The organism is Streptomyces decoyicus (assembly GCF_019880305.1).
In the GTDB taxonomy this organism is placed as follows: Bacteria; Actinomycetota; Actinomycetes; order Streptomycetales; family Streptomycetaceae; genus Streptomyces; species Streptomyces decoyicus.
The window spans coordinates 8,524,170-8,541,255 of sequence record NZ_CP082301.1 but is presented as its reverse complement, the minus strand read 5'-3'; the positions used below and the strand labels follow the sequence as shown (position 1 = coordinate 8,541,255).

Below are 17,086 nucleotides of genomic sequence, written 5' to 3'. Positions count from 1 at the left end.
GTGTCGTCATCGGCCTGATCGGCTCGCGGCGGCGACCGTGATGAGCCGGGTGAAGTCGTCGGGTACACCCTCGTCCACGGGGCGGCGGTCCGCCTCGATCCAGGCGTGCGCCGTGCACGGCGGCACCACGCGCACCCCGGTGCACCAGGTCGGCCAGCTCCCTCCCAGGCGGCACAGCAGCGCGGCTCCCAGAGACCGGGGCAGGCAGCCTTTCGGGCCTGCGCAGCGCAGGCTCACCGCGCACATCGCGTCCCGTGCGTTCTTTGCCTGTGCGGCGGTGGCCGGTGTGGCTCCGCGACATGTGAGGTGGAGCACGGCGCGGATCCGGCGGGGCGGCAGGAGTGAGAGCGCGAGGGCGGGGGGCAGGACGAGTCGGGCGGCCAGGCGCCGGGCGAAGGGCACGCCGGTGGGCCGCTCCAGGGCGCTGGGGGTCGTCATTCGGCCAGCCCCGAGGCCCGCAGTTGCTGTACGAGGGCGTCGACGTCCTGCTTCTCCTGGACGAGGTCGATGTCGAACTCGTCGGCGAGCGCGGCGACCGCGGCGGTTTCGTCACCGCCCGCCATCAGCGTGTTGACCACCAGGGTGCCGGTGGGATTCAACTCCCAATAGCCCCCGGCGCGTTGGTCCAGGAGGACTGTGCCGTAGTCCGTCTCGGCAGTGGAGACATCGGCCCCGAACTTCAATGCCATGCGTGTGCCTTTCTACTGGGGAACGGTGGTCATGAGGAGGCGGGAGTCTTGGGCTCGGTAGTTCGGGGGAGGCCGCGCAGCCACACTTCGGCGGCGATGGTCGAGTAGAGGATCGCGTCGCGTAGTTCGGGTGTGGCCGGGCGTTGGGCGAGCCGACGCAGGGCTGCGCCGTCGACCAGGCCGAGCTGTTCCAGCCGGGAGTCCGCCCAGAGCGCCAGCAGATCTGCGCGGTGTTCGCGCAGTCCGTTGGATGCGTCCATGGAAGCGGCGGCCTTGTTGGTGCGCCGCAGGCACGCATCGGGCACGATCCCGCTCATGGCGGCGGTCAGGAGGGGTTTGTACTGCCAGGGCGTGACGCGCTCGCTCGGGCGGATGGCGAGGCATGCCTCGATGACGCGGTCGTCGAGGAACGGCGATGCCATCGGTACGCCGGCCCGGGCCGCCATCCGGTCCCACTGGCGGATGATGCGGGTGCAGGAAAGGATCTGTTCGAGGTCGGTGTGCAGGCCGCCGTCCGGGTGCAGCGGCACGGCGGTCATGGCGGCCTCGCGCAGCGCCCGTTGGGCCATCCGCTCGGCGTCGGGGGTGACCCAGTCGAAAAGGCGAGGGGGCATGCCCCAGCCGAGGCTGGTGCTGACGGTGGCGGGTAGTGGGTCTCGCAGGCGGCAGCTGGAGTCGGCCAGCCACTTACCGTAGGACCGTGAGTCGGCCAGCGCGCGTGCCGTGCCGCCAAGTGGCCACTGCCACAGGGCCCTGAAGCGCAGCTGCCGCAGCGCGAACAGCGGGCGGGTGCGGAGCAGTCGGTGGTAGTACGCCTCCGAGCACCAGGCCACGTGATCGCCGCCGATGCCGGTCAGGTGCAATCGGCTGCCGCGCTCCGCCAGGCCGGGCAGGTGGTGCAGGACCCGCGAGCGGTACATGACGCCGATGGTCGGTTCGTCCAGCAGGTCATCGATGCCGAGCAGGCCGGTGTAGACGAGCGGCGAGGTATCGGCGTCCCAGACCACATGGTCGATGTCCGGCAACGAGCGGGCGGCCTGTTCTGCCCAGTACAGATCGGTGTCGGCGGGGTCGCGACCCGGCAAGGTGCTGGCCACTACCCGTGCCGGTGAGCGGTCCGCCAGGAAACAGATGGAGGTGGAATCCAAGCCGCCTGACAGGTCGCAGCTGACCAGGCCACCCTGCCGGGTACGGGCGTCGACCGCCGCGGCCAGGGCTTCGCGGACGAGAGGGGCGCCATCGGCGAGCGTGCGTACCGGTTCCGGCGGTGTCCACCAGCGCGAGTGGCGTACGGTCCGGCCGTCCGGCGAGACGATCAGGGCGTCCTGGGGGGACACGGCGGTGACGCCGCGCCACATGGGTGCCTCGGCGAGTGGATGGGGAACCGGCCACAGCAGCCGGACGGCCAGTTGCTCCTCGTCCGGGTCGGTGCCGAGCGCGGCGGCGAGTACGTCGGCGCGGGTGGCAGCCACCTGTGTTCCGTCAACGGGGGCGTGGAAGACCAGCCGGAGCCCGGAGGCGGTGCCCTGCACCCTGAGCCGCCCGTCGAGCGCGGCGACGAGATGGAAGCTACCGGGAAGGGAGCGGGCCAGTGCGTCGAGTTCGGCGAGATCACGTAGCCGCCCGGCTTGGCGCTCGAGCTCTACGGCATCGATCGGACAGCAGCCGATGACGGCGAGGGCCGTGTGGCCGGCGCGCGCGGTGACGATCTCCTGCTCGTGCCACTGCCCCACCAGCCAGGGCCGGCCCGAAGCGTGCTGCAGGATTCGAGTTCCGGGGCGGGCGAAGGAGCGGGCCACGGCGGCCGCGTCCTCCCGGTCGGTGAAGACCGTGAAGTGCGCGTCGCCGGGGCCCGTCCCCGCACTCTCGTGCAGTTCAGTCATGACGTCGGGTCAGGACCGTCGCTCGTCAGTTCTTGCTCAGGATGAGACGGTCGTTGCCGGAGCTCTGCAAGAGCCCGGTCTTCTTCCGGAACGTCCCGAGCCGGACCAGTGTCGGCGCCTCGTAAGCCTTCTTCATGACTTCTCCTCACGTACAGGTGTCACGACCGCCCCTCCTGGGCGGCTGCGAACCGGAGGCCGGTTCACTGCCGTCCTGTCCAGGCTCATCGGGAGCCGGAACAAGGAAGCGGGTGCACGCAATAGCTACGTGCATAGGTGGATGCCGCAGCAAGGTCGCCAGAGAAAATGGGACCATAGGTTCTTAAATGGCCGGAGAGCTGTACCGCGGCTCACGAGGTTCGTCGAAAATGAAGCATGCGGCGAGCGGGAGGCGTGCAAGGACGGAGAATCGTTTCGACCTGCGCATCGAGAAGCGCACGGTGGGTGTCGCGAAGAGGGCGCGCCGACGGGAGCCGGGCGGAGCCGCCGGGGCGCACTCCGATCTTGCCGCCGTGCTTCCGTCCCCGCTTTTTCTGCCTGAATGGCTCGATGCTGCCGCCGGTCTCCATCGCCTCGCAGACGAACCGAGGCCAGGGTGGCCCTCCAGAACCACACCGCACGTTTCCCGGTCGTGTCCTCCCTCGCCAATGCCCTCAACGTGCCCACCCCAGCCGTACGCAAGCTGGGGCCCTGGACCGAACTGCCGCGCCCAGCGGACGCCGGCGCCGAGCCGTCCGGACACGTCCGCCTCGACTACGCCCGTGCCTCCACCGTCCGACAGTCCCTCGACTCCCAAGTCGACTCCCTGGCCGAGGCCGGTGTCGCCCGGATCTCTCGGAGAAGGTTTCCAGCCGCGCCACCGAGCACCCGGAGCTGGAGCAGGCCGTCAGCCTCGCCCGTGAACTGCGCGCGTCCGGCGTCCGCGTCACCCTCGTCGTCCACGAGCACAAGCGATCAGGTCCGAGGAGACAGTCGGGGGACGAGCAGTTCCAGCGCCTCCTCCCAGCGGAAACGATCAGCACCGCCGCCGACCTTGGGCTTGTGAGGTTCGTACGAGCCGATCAGGACGCCCATCTCGCGCAAACGGTCCAGGCTCTGCCGGTATGCAGGATGGGCTGCCTGGGCCGAGTTCAGGTACGGGAGCACGGCGGTGGGGATACCAAAGCCGTACGCCTCGCACAGAATGCCCACCGCGAGGGTGTCGGAGATCCCGGCGGCCCACTTGTTGATCGTGTTGAACGTGGCCGGAGCGACGGCGATCGCATCCGCCGGCGGCAACGGGCGAGGGTCGCCGGGAGTGCGCCATGCGGAACGGATCGGGTAGCCCGTCTGCGTCTCGATTGCTTGAACGTCTATGAAGCCGAGCGATTGCGGGGTGGCGACTACGCCTACATCTCAGTGCTGCGCCTGGGCGCGGTGAGCTGATCGGCGGTGTGCCGGACCAGGGTGACGGCCTGGGCTGTGTGCTTCTCGCGGGCCAGTAGGCGTACTCGTCCCGCCGGAATCGCCGCTATCTGCGGCGTCGGCAGAACAAGCACACGATTTTCGAGCGCAAGGATCAGCGGGCCAACCGCCAGCGCCGTGGTAACGCGGGCGGCCGGCCCACCGGCTTCAACAAGACGATCTACAAGCGTCGAAACGAAGTCGAGCGAACGATCAACGCGCTCAAGGGCTTCCGCACTGTAGACACCCGATTCGACAAGCGGGCGTACATCTTCCACGGCACCGTGACCGTCGCCGCCATTCGCCTCTGGCTCCGCTCATGACCTGTCGGACGGTGCCAGCCGAGCGAGTCCGACATGTGCGGGCTCGGGATATGGCAATGCGTCAGCGAGTTCGTGCGGGGGCGAAGGGGATTCCCGAAGCCATGCCGCGGCGGCCGACGATGAGGGACTCGCCGAGGAAGCTCACGCCGATGGAGAGCTGGACGGGTCGTGCGTTCTCGTGCATGCCCATCTTCACCGCCAGGACACTGAAGCCAGCCGTGATCGCCAGGGTGCCGATCACGGCGAGGAAGGTGCGGCCCGTGTACCGCTGCCACAGGACGCCTCCCCTGTCGACGAGTTGAACGGTGGCGCCGCGGAGTGCGCCGAGTGCCGCGCCGAGGACGGCGCCCGTGATGACCCAGGTGAGGTCGGTGCCGGTCAGATCCGTCATCTTGACGAGGGACAGGACGCCGATCCCGGTCAGGATCGCGGGGGCGACGAAGAGGTCCCTTGCATTGACCGGTTCACCGATCATCCGCTTGATCACGACCGCGATCACGACCACCGCGACGATCGCGGCGAACAGCCAGGGGTTCACGCAGATACCACCCATCTTTATGGCACGACTGAGCTAAAAAAATGATGTTAGCCCGGTCGTGCTATAACGGCAATGTGCCAAAGATCGTCGATCCCCTAGCCCGCCGCAGGGCCGTGGCGCAGGCCGTCCTGTCCGTCGTCGCCCGGCATGGGCTGGAGCATGCGTCGCTGCGCAACGTCGCCGATGAAGCCGGACTCGCCATCGGGTCGGTCCGCCACTACTTCGCCGACCACGACGAGTTGATGACCTTCACGATGAGGGAACTGAGCCGGCGCATCGGCGACCGCATCCGCACCCACGCCGAGCGGCTCCTGGCTCCCGACAGGGGCACCGACCGCACCGACCGCCGGGCCGCGACAGAAGAGCTCCTGGCCGAGTTCCTCCCGCTGGACGGGGCCCGCCGCCAGGAGGCCGCGCTCTGGCTCACCTTCGCCGCCGCAGCACACACCCGCCCCGAACTGCGGCCCTGTGCAGCCGAGATGCAGGCCGACCTGCACACCCTGATGTCGCGCGTGCTGCACGAAGCCCGGTACGCCGGCGGGCTGCCGGCTGACACGGACGTCGAGCTGGAAAGCACGCGACTGGCCGCCCTCCTCGACGGACTCACTCTCCAGGCGACGCTGCTGCCGGACCGCTATCCACCGAAGCTGCTCCGGCAGGTGCTGCGGCGGCACCTGGACGCCCTCAAAGCCGGCAGCTGACCTCCGGCCAACGCGTTCAGCCCACACGCCGCAGGATCGCGGTGCGATGCTGCCCGGCAGCTCGCCAGCCCTTCACTCTCCTCGCTAAGGACGGGCAGCGCGGCCTCAGCGCGCTCGGCGTCGACGATATGTGTCCAAGTCGCCTGGCATGAGGGTCGAGCCCCGGTCGACCGGCCGCCACTCGCGCGACGGTCTGACCCACCGGACAGGGCCTAGGACCGCGTCGCCCTCCCGCACTCGTCCCCAGAAGACTCGCCCCGCCCGAGCGGCGCGCTGCGGTCGTACGGGTCGACCTCCGCGCCGGCCCCGTCCGCCCGGCGGTCCGTGCCGAAGGGCGGGGTGAAGTAGCCCGTGGGGGCGCCGCAGCCGCCATTGGTCATGTCGTACTTGTACGAGACGACCGAGAACGTCCCCGGCTCGGTGAGCACCTTGTCAGGGTCGTCCCAGCTCAGGATCAGCTCGCGCCGGACGATCGTGCGCACGATCTCGTCGTCGCCGCCCGCATCCGCGCGGGTGACCGGGTAGACGAAGGTGACGTCGGCGGTCACCTGGAGCGCGCCGCGCTCGCCCTCCCGGTAGGTGAGCCGGCCCCGGGTCTTCACGACGTCGCCGACCAGGTGGGTGCGGGAGGGCTGGAAGCGGCTGAAGAGGAGGAGGGGGTCGTTCTTCTCGCTCGGGGTTCGGAAAGCGGCTTTCAGAAGCTCCTGGACGTCCTTCTGGTGCGGGTTGATCAGTGCGATCGCCTTCTCGGGGCGCGCGCCCCGCAGCACCCCGCGGTCCAGGCCGGACGCGACGAGGAAGTCCCGGCTGCGGGCGAGGGCCCGCTCGACCTCGGCCGCGCTCATCCAGCCGACTGCCCCGGCCTTCGGCACGGTGATCCCCGCGGCTCCGCTCGCCCACCTCGCCGCCGGAGAGCCGCGGAACGGCTTGTCCCTGGCGGGGCGTTGGGCCGCCTCCGCCGGGGGTGCCTGGGCCGGGCGGGCGGTCTCGGCCGCCAGCGGCGCGGAGTCAGGGCCGTCGTCGGCGAAGAGGTCCACTACCTGCCCCGGCGCGAGCGCCACCGCCAGCAGCGCCAGCGAGACCAGCAGTCCGACCACGTACCAGCCCGTGCGCCGCTTGGGGCGCGCAGGCGTGTAGCTACGCCAGCCCTCCAGACCGCGGCCGGGCTCCGCGCGCAGCCGCTTCGCCACGTCGCGGGCCCGCGCCGACGGCTCTTTGGGCGCATCGGCGGTACCCGCCACCGACTCGCGCAGAAACCGCTCCCACTCCTCGTCGGACCTGGACGAGCCATCCGGCTCCGTACCCGCACTCATCCCCAACCCCCTGGCAACCACTAGAGCGCGACCCGTTCCCCTTGGGGCGCGTCCGCATAATGCCACAGAGCGCTGACAGCAAGGCCGGCTGGACGGACGGTGTGCAACTGGCCAACTGAAGCGCTCAGTCACACCGGCAACGCCTGTCCACGGAGCAGGCCAGGTGGATTCGCTGATGTGGCGCGGCTCAGGCGTTGCCGGTTACGTCGGCCGGGTCGGCGAGGAGGTGCGGCCGGGCCTCCGGCAGGAGCGCAGCCCCGTGCCGGGCGCGCGTTCGCGGAGCGCAGCTCACGAGTTAAACCGCCTCCCCCGATGGCGTGATCTTGGCGGAAGGCTACTGCCAGAGCCATGCGGCCGTCCGCCTCGACGAACCGCCCGCACCTTGGGCTCCGGGCTGCTCCAGGGCCCGGAGCCCGGTTTGGTCACGACTGTTGAAGACACCTTCTGGTGGCCTGGACCCAGGAGGCGACTCTTCGCGGATCTTGTCTGCGGTCTTCGCGCCATAGCTCCGCCTCTTGGTGTCAGATCCCGCAGTTGGCCCCTCGTGTAGGCAACGTTTGGTGGGATTCCCCGTGATGCGTTCCGCGTGAGAGCGCCAAGGCTTCTTGAGCCTGTCAGGGCTGGATCGCCTTCGCGCGTTTACTGCCCCAAGCGGCTCAGCGCTTGCATGGCCTCGCGCTCCATGTGTGAAAGATCACGGAGGAGGGTACCTGCCTGCTCGAGGCACTGCGCATTGCCTGATTCGCCAGCTTGTGTGAGCAGTGCTGCGACTCCCGTCCACAGGGTGGCTGCCTCGGTGTACAGACTGTGGCCCGTGCGCAGGTGGTTGCATTCGACCTGTCGGGTGCATTCAGCGAGGAAGTCGCGGTAGAGGTTGCGGAACAGGGCGCCGCCGGTTCCGGCCTTCTCCATCAAAAGGGCCGCCTGCGATAGGTCCCGCTCCGGGGTGTCGGTCCGCTGGAGCCAGGTGCGTACCAGCTTGCCGGCCTTTTCGATGCCTCGGTAGCCGAGGTTGGCGATGGGCGGGTTGAGGAAAGCATCGGCGCATGCGGTGATGGCGGGAATGATCTGGTCCCGTGGGGAGGGCAGGCTCCTCGGAGCGGTGAGGGTGAAGGACCGGTGCTTGGCGGTCATCGGTCCGCGCGCGGCCCAGGCCTGCGCAAGACTGCTCAGGCTGGTGGACACCTTTCCGCCTTGCTGGTCGGTGTCCACGAGGTAGGCATCGTGGTCGTCATAGCCGTACATGGCGACGACATGACCGCCGAAGTGCACCTTCGACCCGAAGTAGTCCAGGTAGTAGCTGTCGAGTTGCAGGCCGACGGGACAGCCGGCGTCGATGGGGGTCACCACGTTCTCCCAAGCCCTGCGGGGGGAGGTGGTCTCCCGGACCACGAGCTCCAGCCCGAGTGTGGTGGCCAGGTTTCTGGTGAGGTCAAAGGGCTTGACCCGTCCCCCGAGGAAGGGGAAGCCCATGTTCTTGCTGTCCCAGTAGATGAAGGACAGGCCGGAGCCGAGACCGAAGAGCATCGGCTCGGACAGATCGAGTCCCTGATGCCGCAAGAGCACCCCCAGGCCAGTCGTCTCGCAGTGCTGCGTACCGCGGGCATCAATGTCTCTCACCGTGGTCATGCCATCCCTTTCTGACGGAGATGATCAGCTGGGTCATCCGTTCTCCTTGCGGTGCCTTTGCCAGCCCGACGAGACAGAGCTCCCCTACGGGCGTCTGCGGGAGCAGCTCACGCGCTCCTGGATAGCGGCGAGTAGAGCTGCGTCCTTGATGCCGCGGTCTTCGGCACGGAGCTTCTCACTCAATCCCCGCAAGGCCGACGTCACGTGCAGAACCATGCCGCCTCTCCTCTGCGTTGGGATCTCCGCACCGAGGAGAACAGGTACCGGCCTGAATCACCAGCGCTGTTCTACCTAGCGTGGCTGACGGACCACCGGAGCGAGTTCGAGCGGCTGGGCCGTGACCGGCTCACGGTCGCGCACCACCTGATGCAGGTGACCGACTTCGACTTCACCCTCGCCCGACGACCGTCCGGCACCGTGGACCTGCAGGGCGCGCAGGTGTCCTACCGCCACGACAACGAGCACAGCCGGCCGGACGTGGTGGAGCTGGACGGCTTCATCAAGGCGGTCGAGGCAGGCGAACGACGGGAAGCGGTGGGGCGTCGAGAATTAGCCGCGCTATGTCCGAGCGGTCTCAGACGCCGCAGCTCTGCCCTGGACGGGTGTCACTGCCGCGCCGGGAGCGCTGCCCGGGAACGCCGGACAGCCAGCCGTTCAGGCGGACGCGCCGTTCGTCGGCCTTCGCTCACAGATTCAGCGCGGCCTGGTTACGCGGCGAGCTCCAAGCGGAAATACCGGGCCGAGACGTGGGGACCGAACGACAGCGACCCACACAGCGGCAATGCGTGGGGGCGTCCAAACTTCCGAGAACAGGGAGACCTCGGTGCAGTAAGACAACCCTGTCCACCGTTACTCGGCAACCACCCTCGGCCGCACCCAGCACGAGGGCCATCGTGTCCACCGCTGCATGAAGGGGCCGCCGCGGGGAGGGAGCATGGCTCCTTCGACGGCTGCGAGCGGCTGCGAGCGGCTGCGGAAGACTTCTGCGCGGACGCCTACCCGCAGTTATGAGCTGCTCCCCGGCCGGACATCTTACTCAGCTACCGTGCGCCGCAGGGGGCTCGACTAAGGAGTGCACGATGAGTACGGCGCGAACCCCAGCGGGTACAGCCGAGTTGAAGCGGCGCCTGACTGTGGCCGACGCGGTGGTGATCGGCCTGGGGTCGATGATCGGGGCAGGAATCTTCGCCGCCCTAGGTCCGGCGGCCGGTGCCGCCGGCTCCGGGCTGCTGCTCGGCCTGGCACTCGCCGCGATCGTGGCCTACTGCAACGCCACATCATCAGCACGGCTGGCCGCCCGATACCCGGAATCCGGCGGCACCTACGTCTACGGCCGCGAACGCCTCGGCAACTTCTGGGGCTACCTGGCGGGCTGGGGTTTCGTGGTCGGCAAGACCGCTTCCTGCGCGGCGATGGCTCTCACCGTCGGGTCTTACGTGTGGCCCGGTCAGGCGCACGCGATCGCCGTCGCCGCCGTGGTGCTACTGACCGGGCTCAACTACACGGGTGTTCAGAAGGCCGCGTGGCTGACCCGCATCATCGTCGCAGTCGTTCTGGCGGTACTGGCTGCCGTGGTCACCACCTGTCTGACCAGCGGGCCCGCCGAAGCCACTCGGCTGGACATCGGCGCCGACGCCACCGCGGGCGGCGTCCTGCAGGCGGCCGGACTGCTGTTCTTCGCCTTCGCCGGATATGCCCGCATCGCCACGCTCGGCGAGGAGGTCCGTGACCCGCAGCGCACCATCCCCCGCGCCATCCCGCTCGCCCTGGGCATCACCCTCGCGGTGTACGCGGCCGTCGCCGTTGCGGTCCTGGCCGTGCTCGGTCCCGACCGGCTCGCCCATGCCGCGGCGCCACTGACCGATGCCGTGCACGCGGCCGACGTCCCGGGACTGGCCCCGGTCGTGCGCGTCGGCGCGGCCGTCGCCGCCTTGGGTTCCCTGCTGGCCCTGATCCTCGGCGTCTCCCGCACCACGCTTGCCATGGCCCGCGACCACCACCTGCCGCATGCCCTGGCCGCCGTCCATCCCCGCTTCGGCGTCCCGCACCGCGCCGAACTCGCCGTCGGAACGGCGGTCGCACTGCTCGCCGCCACCGTCGATGTGCGTGGCGCGATCGGCTTCTCCTCCTTCTGCGTGCTGGCCTACTACGCCATCGCCAACGCCGCCGCATGGACGCTGAGCCTCAGCGAGGGGCGCCCGCCCCGCCCGGTGCCCGTGATCGGCCTGGCCGGCTGCGCGGCACTCGCCTTCGCCCTGCCCCTGGTCTCGGTCATCTCCGGAGCAGCGGTCCTGATGGCCGGCGCAGCCGTCTACGGCCTACGGAAGGCCAGGAGCAACTCCTTCCCGCACTGACGCGCCCCCGCTGAACGGCAGTCGGTACCCAGCCCGGCTGCACACCGGCCTCCCTCGGCTCCTGATCAGCAAGCCCCCGATGCAGAGGATTCTGGCCTCAGGCACCTCTCTCGCTGCTCCATGTCGTAGCGGCCCAGCTGAGCTGGTCAGGACGCGTGGTGCGGCGGCGGTGGCACTGTCTTCACACCCGGCTCCGAGCGCCCCACGGCGGTGATCAACGGTCCCCCACGATGCAGCCGCCATCGACGCGAGTTCGCGCCGCTCGACTCGACGCCGGCGCCATCCTCAAGGAGTCCGTGGACACTACCGCCAGCGCCCTTCACCGGTACCTTGCCGACAGGCCCAGCGTGTGCGCCAACACCACGGGTGTGCTCCAAAGAAGGCAAACTCACCAGGCAAAACAGTGAGAGCTCTCTGGTTGCAGATGTGGTTGCCTTCACGCCCTCCCGCACCGTCCGCAGCCCGGTGAGCGGTCACTCCACCGCGTCGAGGCAGTGCCTGCCCCTGCGCATCGCCGCTGACCGCCATTGGTTCACACGGGTGCACCACCCGGTCGGCCGGACAAACCTAGCCGGCGTTCCCCTTGATGTGGTCGAGCACCTTACGGAACTCCTCGGTCGGCGAGAACTCCATGAACTCGCTGTCCTCCATCGCCTCGGGGGCGTGTCCGGGCGCCCAGTAGTAGGCATCACCCGCCTGATACTCCTCCGTACCTTCCTTCGTCCGCATCCGCAGCCGCCCCTTGGTGACGAAGCCCCAGTGCGGACACTGGCACAAGTCATCCGGCATGCCCTTGAGGGCCGGGCCGAGGTCCGTACCGGCGGGAGCCCTGATGTAGCCAACGGACATGCCTCCACCGATGTCCTGCAGGCGTAGCTCCAGCTCACCATCGGTGAGCTCGATGGGTGCCGCGTCCCTGGTGGTCGCTGTCATGGCTGGACCTCCTTCGTGCGCCCCCCTTCCCCCCTTCCCATCATGCGCCCGGCACCAGTGGCCCCGCCCCCTCGGAAACCGTCGGGCGGCGGAGGCGCGTCCGATCACCTCCCACTTAGCGAGTGTCGCCGGTCAGAGGGTGAGCAGCACCGCGCCCCAGGGCGTGTGCACCCACCGGTTGTCGTACCCGTTCCAGAAGCGCGACCCCTTGGCGAGGAAGCCGTGCAGCAGATAGCCGTAGAGGGCGCCCGCGCCCAGCGCCGTACACCACATCGTCGGCCCGGTACCCAGGCGAAGAAGCAGGCCACCAGCACCAGCAAGCAGCCGGATACCGCCAGCGACATCACCGCGCCGCTCCACCAGGGGGCGGCGAGTTCCTGTGCGGCGTCACGGTCGTAGAACCAGACGGCGTTCATCCGCGGCGCCGCCCAGTACGCGAAGACCAGGGCAGCCGCGAAGAGGGGCGCGGCCGCGCTCCGCGCCTTCATGCGGCGTACGAGCTTGAAGTGCTCCGGCCGCAGCAACAGCCCGATCACGAAGAAGGGAAGTAACTGCAGCGTCCGCTGGAGGTCCAGATCGTCGCCGATGTCCGGCCTTCGCTCTACGACGACACGGCAGCCGCCTCGACCGGAGCACCACGCAGTTCAGGCACTGGTCAGTAGTTGGGGGCTGAGTTCTTTCAGCACGGTGTGGGTCCAGCGCATCTGTCGCCGCGTATAGGGCTGGCAGGTCGAAGCCAGCTCCAGCAGCCGGTCGTCTCTGTTTGCCTGTGCGGCTTGGGTGAGCATGTCCCAGTGCAGGGAGTTTCCCACGGCCGTGAGGTGCACCTCGCACAGCTCCCTCAGGAGGACCAGCCCGCTGTCCCGCCCCTGCGGTACGGAGGCTGCATCCTGCCGTGCCCCGTCGCTCCGGTGGCTCGGGCGTGTGGGGTCGGGCAGGCTGTAATGCGGGCCGATCGCTCTGATGCGGTCTCCGCTGTCGTAGGACCATCGGGCGAGGTACCGCGCGACATGATGCACCTCGGTCTCGGCAGCATGCCGCTGCGCCAGGTCGAGCAGTCTGAGCGCGAGCTTGTCCTCCCCCTCGAGGAGCGCGGCCAGAATGACGGTAATGTCGTTCACCCGGCGTCACCGTCCCGTGGTTCGTTCTCGTTTCGCGGACGGCCGGGGACTCGCCCCGTCTCCGGGCCCCCGCCACCGGTCCCCGTGTCGGGCGCAGCGGAAGGGGCGGGTGCGGAGGCTGCGACGGACGGGGCGGGCGCACTCCGCCCGAGGCCGCGTTCGACGAGCGAGAGACGGGCAGCAGCGGTCTTGAAAATCGGCTGCTTCGAGACGGGGTCCCAGTCGGTGACCAGGGTCTCGTTCGCCGCCCGGCCGCCGTCGTCTGCGGCGGGGCCGCTGCCTTGAGGGGTGTCCCAGTATCCGTAGTGGAAGGGCACGAAGAGCATGCCGTCGCGGATGTGGGTGATCCGGAGCCTGCCGCGTACGGAGCCCCGGGGCGTTGCGGCCTCCACCATGTCGCCCTCCTGCACCCCGTGTCGGGCCGCCTCGGCCGGGGAGAGCTCGATCCACACGTCGGGGGCTGCGGCGTTCAACTGGGGGACGCGTCCGGTCTTCGTGCGGGTGTGGAAGTGGTAGAGAGTACGTCCGGTGGTGAGTTGGAGGGGATACTCCGGGGACGGGGATTCGTGCGGCGGAAGGTACTCGGCCGCCTTGATCATCGCCTTTCCCTGCGGATTCGCCCCTTGGTACTCGATCCCGGAAGAGGCGGCTCCCGTGACGACGTCCTTTCCGTAGCTTTCGCACAGCGCGGCGTCGGCCCACATGAACCCCTCGGTGTAAAGGCGTTCCGTTCCTCCGGGCGTGGAGGCCGTGCAGGGCCACTGGATGCCGCCGGCCTGCCGGAGTCGCTCATAGGTGAGGCCGGTGTAGTCGCAGGGCCGTCCGGCGCTGCACTTCTTCCACGCTTCGAAGGTGGATTCGGGGTCGTGCCAGGACACGAGTGGTCCTCCGTCCCGGTCGTGAAATTCCATGCGCCGGGCGTAGTCGAGAAAGATGTCGAGGTCGGCGCGCGCCCGGCCGGGCGGCTCGATGGCTTTCTCAGACAGATGGACTGTGCGGTCGGCGTTGGTGCAGGTGCCGGTCTTCTCTGCCCACGTCGCCGCAGGGAGCACCACATCGGCGAGCTGCGCGGTCTCGGTCAGGAAAATGTCCTGGACGACGGTGAAGAGGCCCTCGTCCCTCAAAAGGGCACGGATACGGGCGAGTTCGGGCAGGGAGACGGCCGGGTTGGTCCCGCTGATCCAGAGCATCCTCAGCGATCCCTGTTCGGCGTAGCGGAACATCTGCATGGCATGCGTGGGCGGAGCGAAATGCGGAATGGTGGCAGGGTCGACGTTCCACACCTGGGCGAGTTCGGCGACGTGGTCGTCGTTCTGCCAGTTGCGGAAGCCCGGCAGATCTCCGTTGGCACCGCACTCCCGGGTGTTCTGCGCCGTGGGCTGGCCGTTCATCTGCAGCACTCCCGCGCCCGGCCGGCCGATCATGCCGCGCACCAGGTGCAGATTGTTGACCTGTACCGCGGCGGCGGTCGCCTGGTGGGACTGGTAGAAGCCCTGGAGCACTGTGGACACCAGCCGACGTGCTGTGCCGAGGATCTCCGCAGCTTCTCGGATCGATTCGGCAGGCACGTCGCAGATGTCTGACGCCCAGTGCGGCGTGCACTCGGCCACGCACTGCTTCAGTTCGTCGAACCCCGTGGTATGGGCCCGGACGTATTCTTCGTCGATCCGGCCAGTGCGGATGATTTCGTGGAGCAGCGCGTTCATCAGGGCGACGTTGGTGCCTGCCCGGGGCGCGAGGTGGACGGTCGCCCGGAGGGCGGAAGGCGTGGGCCGCGGGTCCACGCAGACCAGCTTCGGCGGCTGCCGCCCGGCCAGCCGGTCCAGTACACGCATCCACAGCACGGGCTGGGTCTCCGCCATGTTGTGCCCGAAGAGGGCGAGGGTGTCGGCGTGGTCGAGATCCGAGTAAGAGCCCGGCTGGCCGTCCGAGCCAAAGCTCTGCTTGAGCGCCTCGGCGGCGGTGGAGGTACAAAGGCGGGTGTTGCCGTCCAGATGGTTGGTGCCGACCCCGGCCCGTGCGATGACCGCGAGGGTGTAGTACTCCTCGAGGAACAACTGGCCGGTGGTGTAGAAGCCGATCGAGCCGGGACCGCACTCCGTCAGCAGGTGTTGCGACCGGTCCACGATCCGTTCCATGGCGGTGGGCCAGTCCGTCTCGGTCAGTCGGCCCGCCTCCCGCACCAGCGGCCGGGTGAGCCGGTCGGGAGCGGCATTCGCCTGCCAGCCGAAGAGGTCCTTAGGCCCGAGACGTCCCCGGTTGACCCTGTCGCCGGGCCGGCCTCTCACCCCTAGGATCCGGCCCGCGCCGACCGCCACGTCCATCGCATCCCCGTTGGAGTGCAGAAGCGAGGTCGTGGGAACCCACCGCTCGACATCGCGTTCGGTTACTCCGTCGGCGAGCTGAGTATCCACCCGGACCGGCCACTCCTCTCCCAGCCCGTACGGTATACGCGTCCCCCATGGCTCTGCGATGCGACCGGGCACTGGTGCCACCTCACACCTCCGGTGTGCTGCGTCTGTCGAAATGGTGGCACCTCTCCGGTTGCCACTCATCCCAGCTGGGGTTTTGTGGCAGGCGGGCGCCTGTGAGACGGCCCTGTGGGACGCGAGGTCAGGTGTTGAGCAGGCGGTTGAAGAAGGAGCGGTATCGCTGGAGGGCGACGCGCAGTTCCTCCGTCGCCACTTCCTCGCCACGGTGCCACTGGCCTTCGAGTCCTTGCTTGTGTTCGGAGAAGGTCGTTGCCAGGGCCTGCATGACCTCGGCGACCAGCGTGTCCGCCGCGCCTACCGCCTCGCGTGGATCGTCGACGAATTCGCTCTGGATCCGCTGCCACCGGCTGCGGAACTCCTCCTGCTCCGGCCCGAGGAGCGGCGCGTCCGGCTCCTGGACCTCGGCTCCCCCGTTCCTGTCCGGTGAGGCGTCCCGGCCTTCGTCTCGGGGCGTGGAGCCCCCCAGGTCTGCGGCTGTGGCCTCGCCCGGGAGGTTTGGTGGCACCTCGGACTGGGGCTCCTGGGCAGCGCCGCCCATGTGCTGTCGCGTGCCTGCCAGGTCTTCGGTGGAGGGGCCGCCCGCTCCAGGCTCGGATATGTCTCTGCGCTCCATCTTTCCGCCTCCGTTTCCGTCCGGGCCGTGCCTTGCCTGCCGGTGTCGCACGGGCTCACGCACCGCTCTGCCGTGGTGTCTGGCCGTTGTGCAGCAGTTCCGTGAACAGCGCGCGGTAATGCACCATCGCGCCCCGCAGTTCCTCCGTCGTTGCCTCGTGCCGCGTACTGCGCCCATTGACCTCGTGGGCGGCCCGGTAGTGCTCCAGGGTGCGCCCGTGCTCCACCGACAGGTCACTCAGCTGCTGGTCAAGCCCTTCGGTGGGGTAACCGCGGTCGCTCATGAGTGAGGTCACCAGCCGGTCGGCGTCATGGACCGCGTCCTCGGGCTGGTCGACGAAGCGTTCCTGCACCTGGCCCCATTCATGGGCGTACCGGTCCCGGGCAGATGGTGGCAGCTCCTTGATGTGCAGCGCGTCGTGGCGCTGCTCGCGTGCACGCAGATCGCGCTCAGCCGCCCTACGGCTGCCTTTGGCCTTCACGGTCCGCTCGTACTCCGGTCCGAACCGTGATTGCAGCCGGCGACGACGCATGATCACCGATGCCGCCAGCGCGCACACCAGAAGCACGACCACGATCGGCACAATGATGGCTATGAGTGTCCCAGTGGACATCGGGTCCTCCGCTTGCAGTTGCTGACGCCAAAAGCAGATCAATTCCAGACTCGCGGGTGAATCCAAGCGGCGCGGACGGCGCGTAGCCGGTCTTCGGCACGTTCTTCCTCGACCGCCGCCGACAGCTGGCTTCCGCTACCAGTAATGCTTTCGTCCCGCGACGGCGTGCCCCATCGCGCCCAGAAGCCACAGAATCGCGCCGATGGCCACGAGCACGATGCCGATGGTCCACAGGATGGACAGGCCCGTCACGAATCCGACGACCAGAAGAATGACGCCGAGAACGACCATGACCAGCTCCGATCTCGCATAAGTGTTCTTTTTTACTTTGATCCCGGACCGCGGCAACGGCAACTGGTGCTGTCGTCACCACCAGGGTGGCGCACCGCCGTGACGCCGGACGCAATAGGCTCGGGAGCCGACTCCCGCACTCCCGTCACGCCG

At 68.8% G+C, this 17,086-nt stretch carries 15 protein-coding genes and 3 pseudogenes; 3 read left to right on the top strand and 15 right to left on the bottom strand.

Translation table 11 applies throughout. The annotated features are described in order from the left end of the window. Positions 1-6: 6 nt before the first annotated feature. From K7C20_RS37495 to K7C20_RS37475, 5 genes and pseudogenes are all read right to left on the bottom strand, one after another. Positions 7-438, bottom strand: coding sequence for a lasso peptide biosynthesis B2 protein (locus K7C20_RS37495; RefSeq protein WP_030084612.1), 432 nt, complete (start codon positions 436-438; stop codon positions 7-9). Next, a complete protein-coding gene (locus K7C20_RS37490; RefSeq protein WP_030084614.1) occupies positions 435-689 on the bottom strand; it encodes a lasso peptide biosynthesis PqqD family chaperone in 255 nt (84 codons plus the stop codon). The genes K7C20_RS37495 and K7C20_RS37490 overlap by 4 nt, the downstream gene beginning before the upstream one ends. A gap of 29 nt (positions 690-718) precedes the next feature. Then, the gene (locus K7C20_RS37485; protein WP_048829819.1) at positions 719-2,572 is read right to left on the bottom strand and encodes a lasso peptide isopeptide bond-forming cyclase; all 1,854 of its coding nucleotides are present in this window, start codon (positions 2,570-2,572) and stop codon (positions 719-721) included. A gap of 25 nt (positions 2,573-2,597) precedes the next feature. After that, entirely contained in the window at positions 2,598-2,708 is a 111-nt protein-coding gene (locus tag K7C20_RS37480; RefSeq protein ID WP_107050258.1) for a keywimysin-related RiPP, read from the bottom strand. A gap of 815 nt (positions 2,709-3,523) precedes the next feature. Next, a pseudogene (locus K7C20_RS37475) lies at positions 3,524-3,964 on the bottom strand (flavoprotein); the annotation flags it as partial. Positions 3,965-4,053: 89 nt separating this feature from the next. Here K7C20_RS37475 and K7C20_RS37470 point away from each other — a divergent pair. Then, positions 4,054-4,335, top strand: a pseudogene (locus K7C20_RS37470) (IS5/IS1182 family transposase); the annotation flags it as partial. A gap of 61 nt (positions 4,336-4,396) precedes the next feature. Here the strand turns inward: K7C20_RS37470 and K7C20_RS37465 are convergent. Next, positions 4,397-4,873, bottom strand: coding sequence for a DUF1453 family protein (locus tag K7C20_RS37465; RefSeq protein WP_048829820.1), 477 nt, complete (start codon positions 4,871-4,873; stop codon positions 4,397-4,399). Positions 4,874-4,947: 74 nt separating this feature from the next. Here K7C20_RS37465 and K7C20_RS37460 point away from each other — a divergent pair, with 74 nt between their 5' ends. Beyond that, the gene (locus K7C20_RS37460; RefSeq protein WP_053209671.1) at positions 4,948-5,574 is read left to right on the top strand and encodes a TetR/AcrR family transcriptional regulator; all 627 of its coding nucleotides are present in this window, start codon (positions 4,948-4,950) and stop codon (positions 5,572-5,574) included. Between the two features lie 212 nt (positions 5,575-5,786). Here the strand turns inward: K7C20_RS37460 and K7C20_RS37455 are convergent, their stop codons facing one another. Both K7C20_RS37455 and K7C20_RS37450 read right to left on the bottom strand, forming a co-directional pair. After that, positions 5,787-6,887, bottom strand: a complete 1,101-nt coding sequence (locus tag K7C20_RS37455; RefSeq protein ID WP_053209688.1) for a hypothetical protein — start codon at positions 6,885-6,887, stop codon at positions 5,787-5,789. 639 nt (positions 6,888-7,526) lie between these two features. After that, complete coding sequence (locus K7C20_RS37450; RefSeq protein WP_030084626.1) at positions 7,527-8,516, bottom strand: BtrH N-terminal domain-containing protein; 990 nt, start codon at positions 8,514-8,516, stop codon at positions 7,527-7,529. A gap of 1,079 nt (positions 8,517-9,595) precedes the next feature. Between K7C20_RS37450 and K7C20_RS37445 the strand changes: the two genes are divergently transcribed. Further along, positions 9,596-10,870, top strand: a complete 1,275-nt coding sequence (locus K7C20_RS37445) for an APC family permease (RefSeq protein ID WP_030084628.1) — start codon at positions 9,596-9,598, stop codon at positions 10,868-10,870. 567 nt (positions 10,871-11,437) lie between these two features. Here K7C20_RS37445 and K7C20_RS37440 read toward each other — a convergent pair. From K7C20_RS37440 to K7C20_RS37410, 7 genes and pseudogenes are all read right to left on the bottom strand, one after another. Further along, on the bottom strand, positions 11,438-11,803 hold the full coding sequence (locus tag K7C20_RS37440) for a cupin domain-containing protein (protein WP_030084630.1): 366 nt from the start codon (positions 11,801-11,803) through the stop codon (positions 11,438-11,440). Between the two features lie 135 nt (positions 11,804-11,938). Beyond that, positions 11,939-12,399, bottom strand: a pseudogene (locus K7C20_RS37435) (acyltransferase family protein); the annotation flags it as partial. A gap of 48 nt (positions 12,400-12,447) precedes the next feature. Then, the gene (locus tag K7C20_RS37430; RefSeq protein WP_030084632.1) at positions 12,448-12,924 is read right to left on the bottom strand and encodes a hypothetical protein; all 477 of its coding nucleotides are present in this window, start codon (positions 12,922-12,924) and stop codon (positions 12,448-12,450) included. Beyond that, complete coding sequence (locus tag K7C20_RS37425) at positions 12,921-15,419, bottom strand: molybdopterin oxidoreductase family protein (protein WP_409351338.1); 2,499 nt, start codon at positions 15,417-15,419, stop codon at positions 12,921-12,923. Before K7C20_RS37425 ends, K7C20_RS37430 begins: the two co-directional genes overlap by 4 nt. A 118-nt stretch (positions 15,420-15,537) precedes the next feature. Beyond that, the gene (locus K7C20_RS37420; protein WP_053209670.1) at positions 15,538-16,029 is read right to left on the bottom strand and encodes a hypothetical protein; all 492 of its coding nucleotides are present in this window, start codon (positions 16,027-16,029) and stop codon (positions 15,538-15,540) included. A gap of 55 nt (positions 16,030-16,084) precedes the next feature. Beyond that, positions 16,085-16,642: a hypothetical protein gene (locus tag K7C20_RS37415; RefSeq protein ID WP_030087967.1), complete on the bottom strand. Its 558-nt coding sequence runs from the start codon at positions 16,640-16,642 to the stop codon at positions 16,085-16,087. A gap of 135 nt (positions 16,643-16,777) precedes the next feature. After that, positions 16,778-16,933, bottom strand: a complete 156-nt coding sequence (locus K7C20_RS37410; RefSeq protein WP_167352525.1) for a DUF6131 family protein — start codon at positions 16,931-16,933, stop codon at positions 16,778-16,780. Positions 16,934-17,086 lie beyond the last annotated feature (153 nt).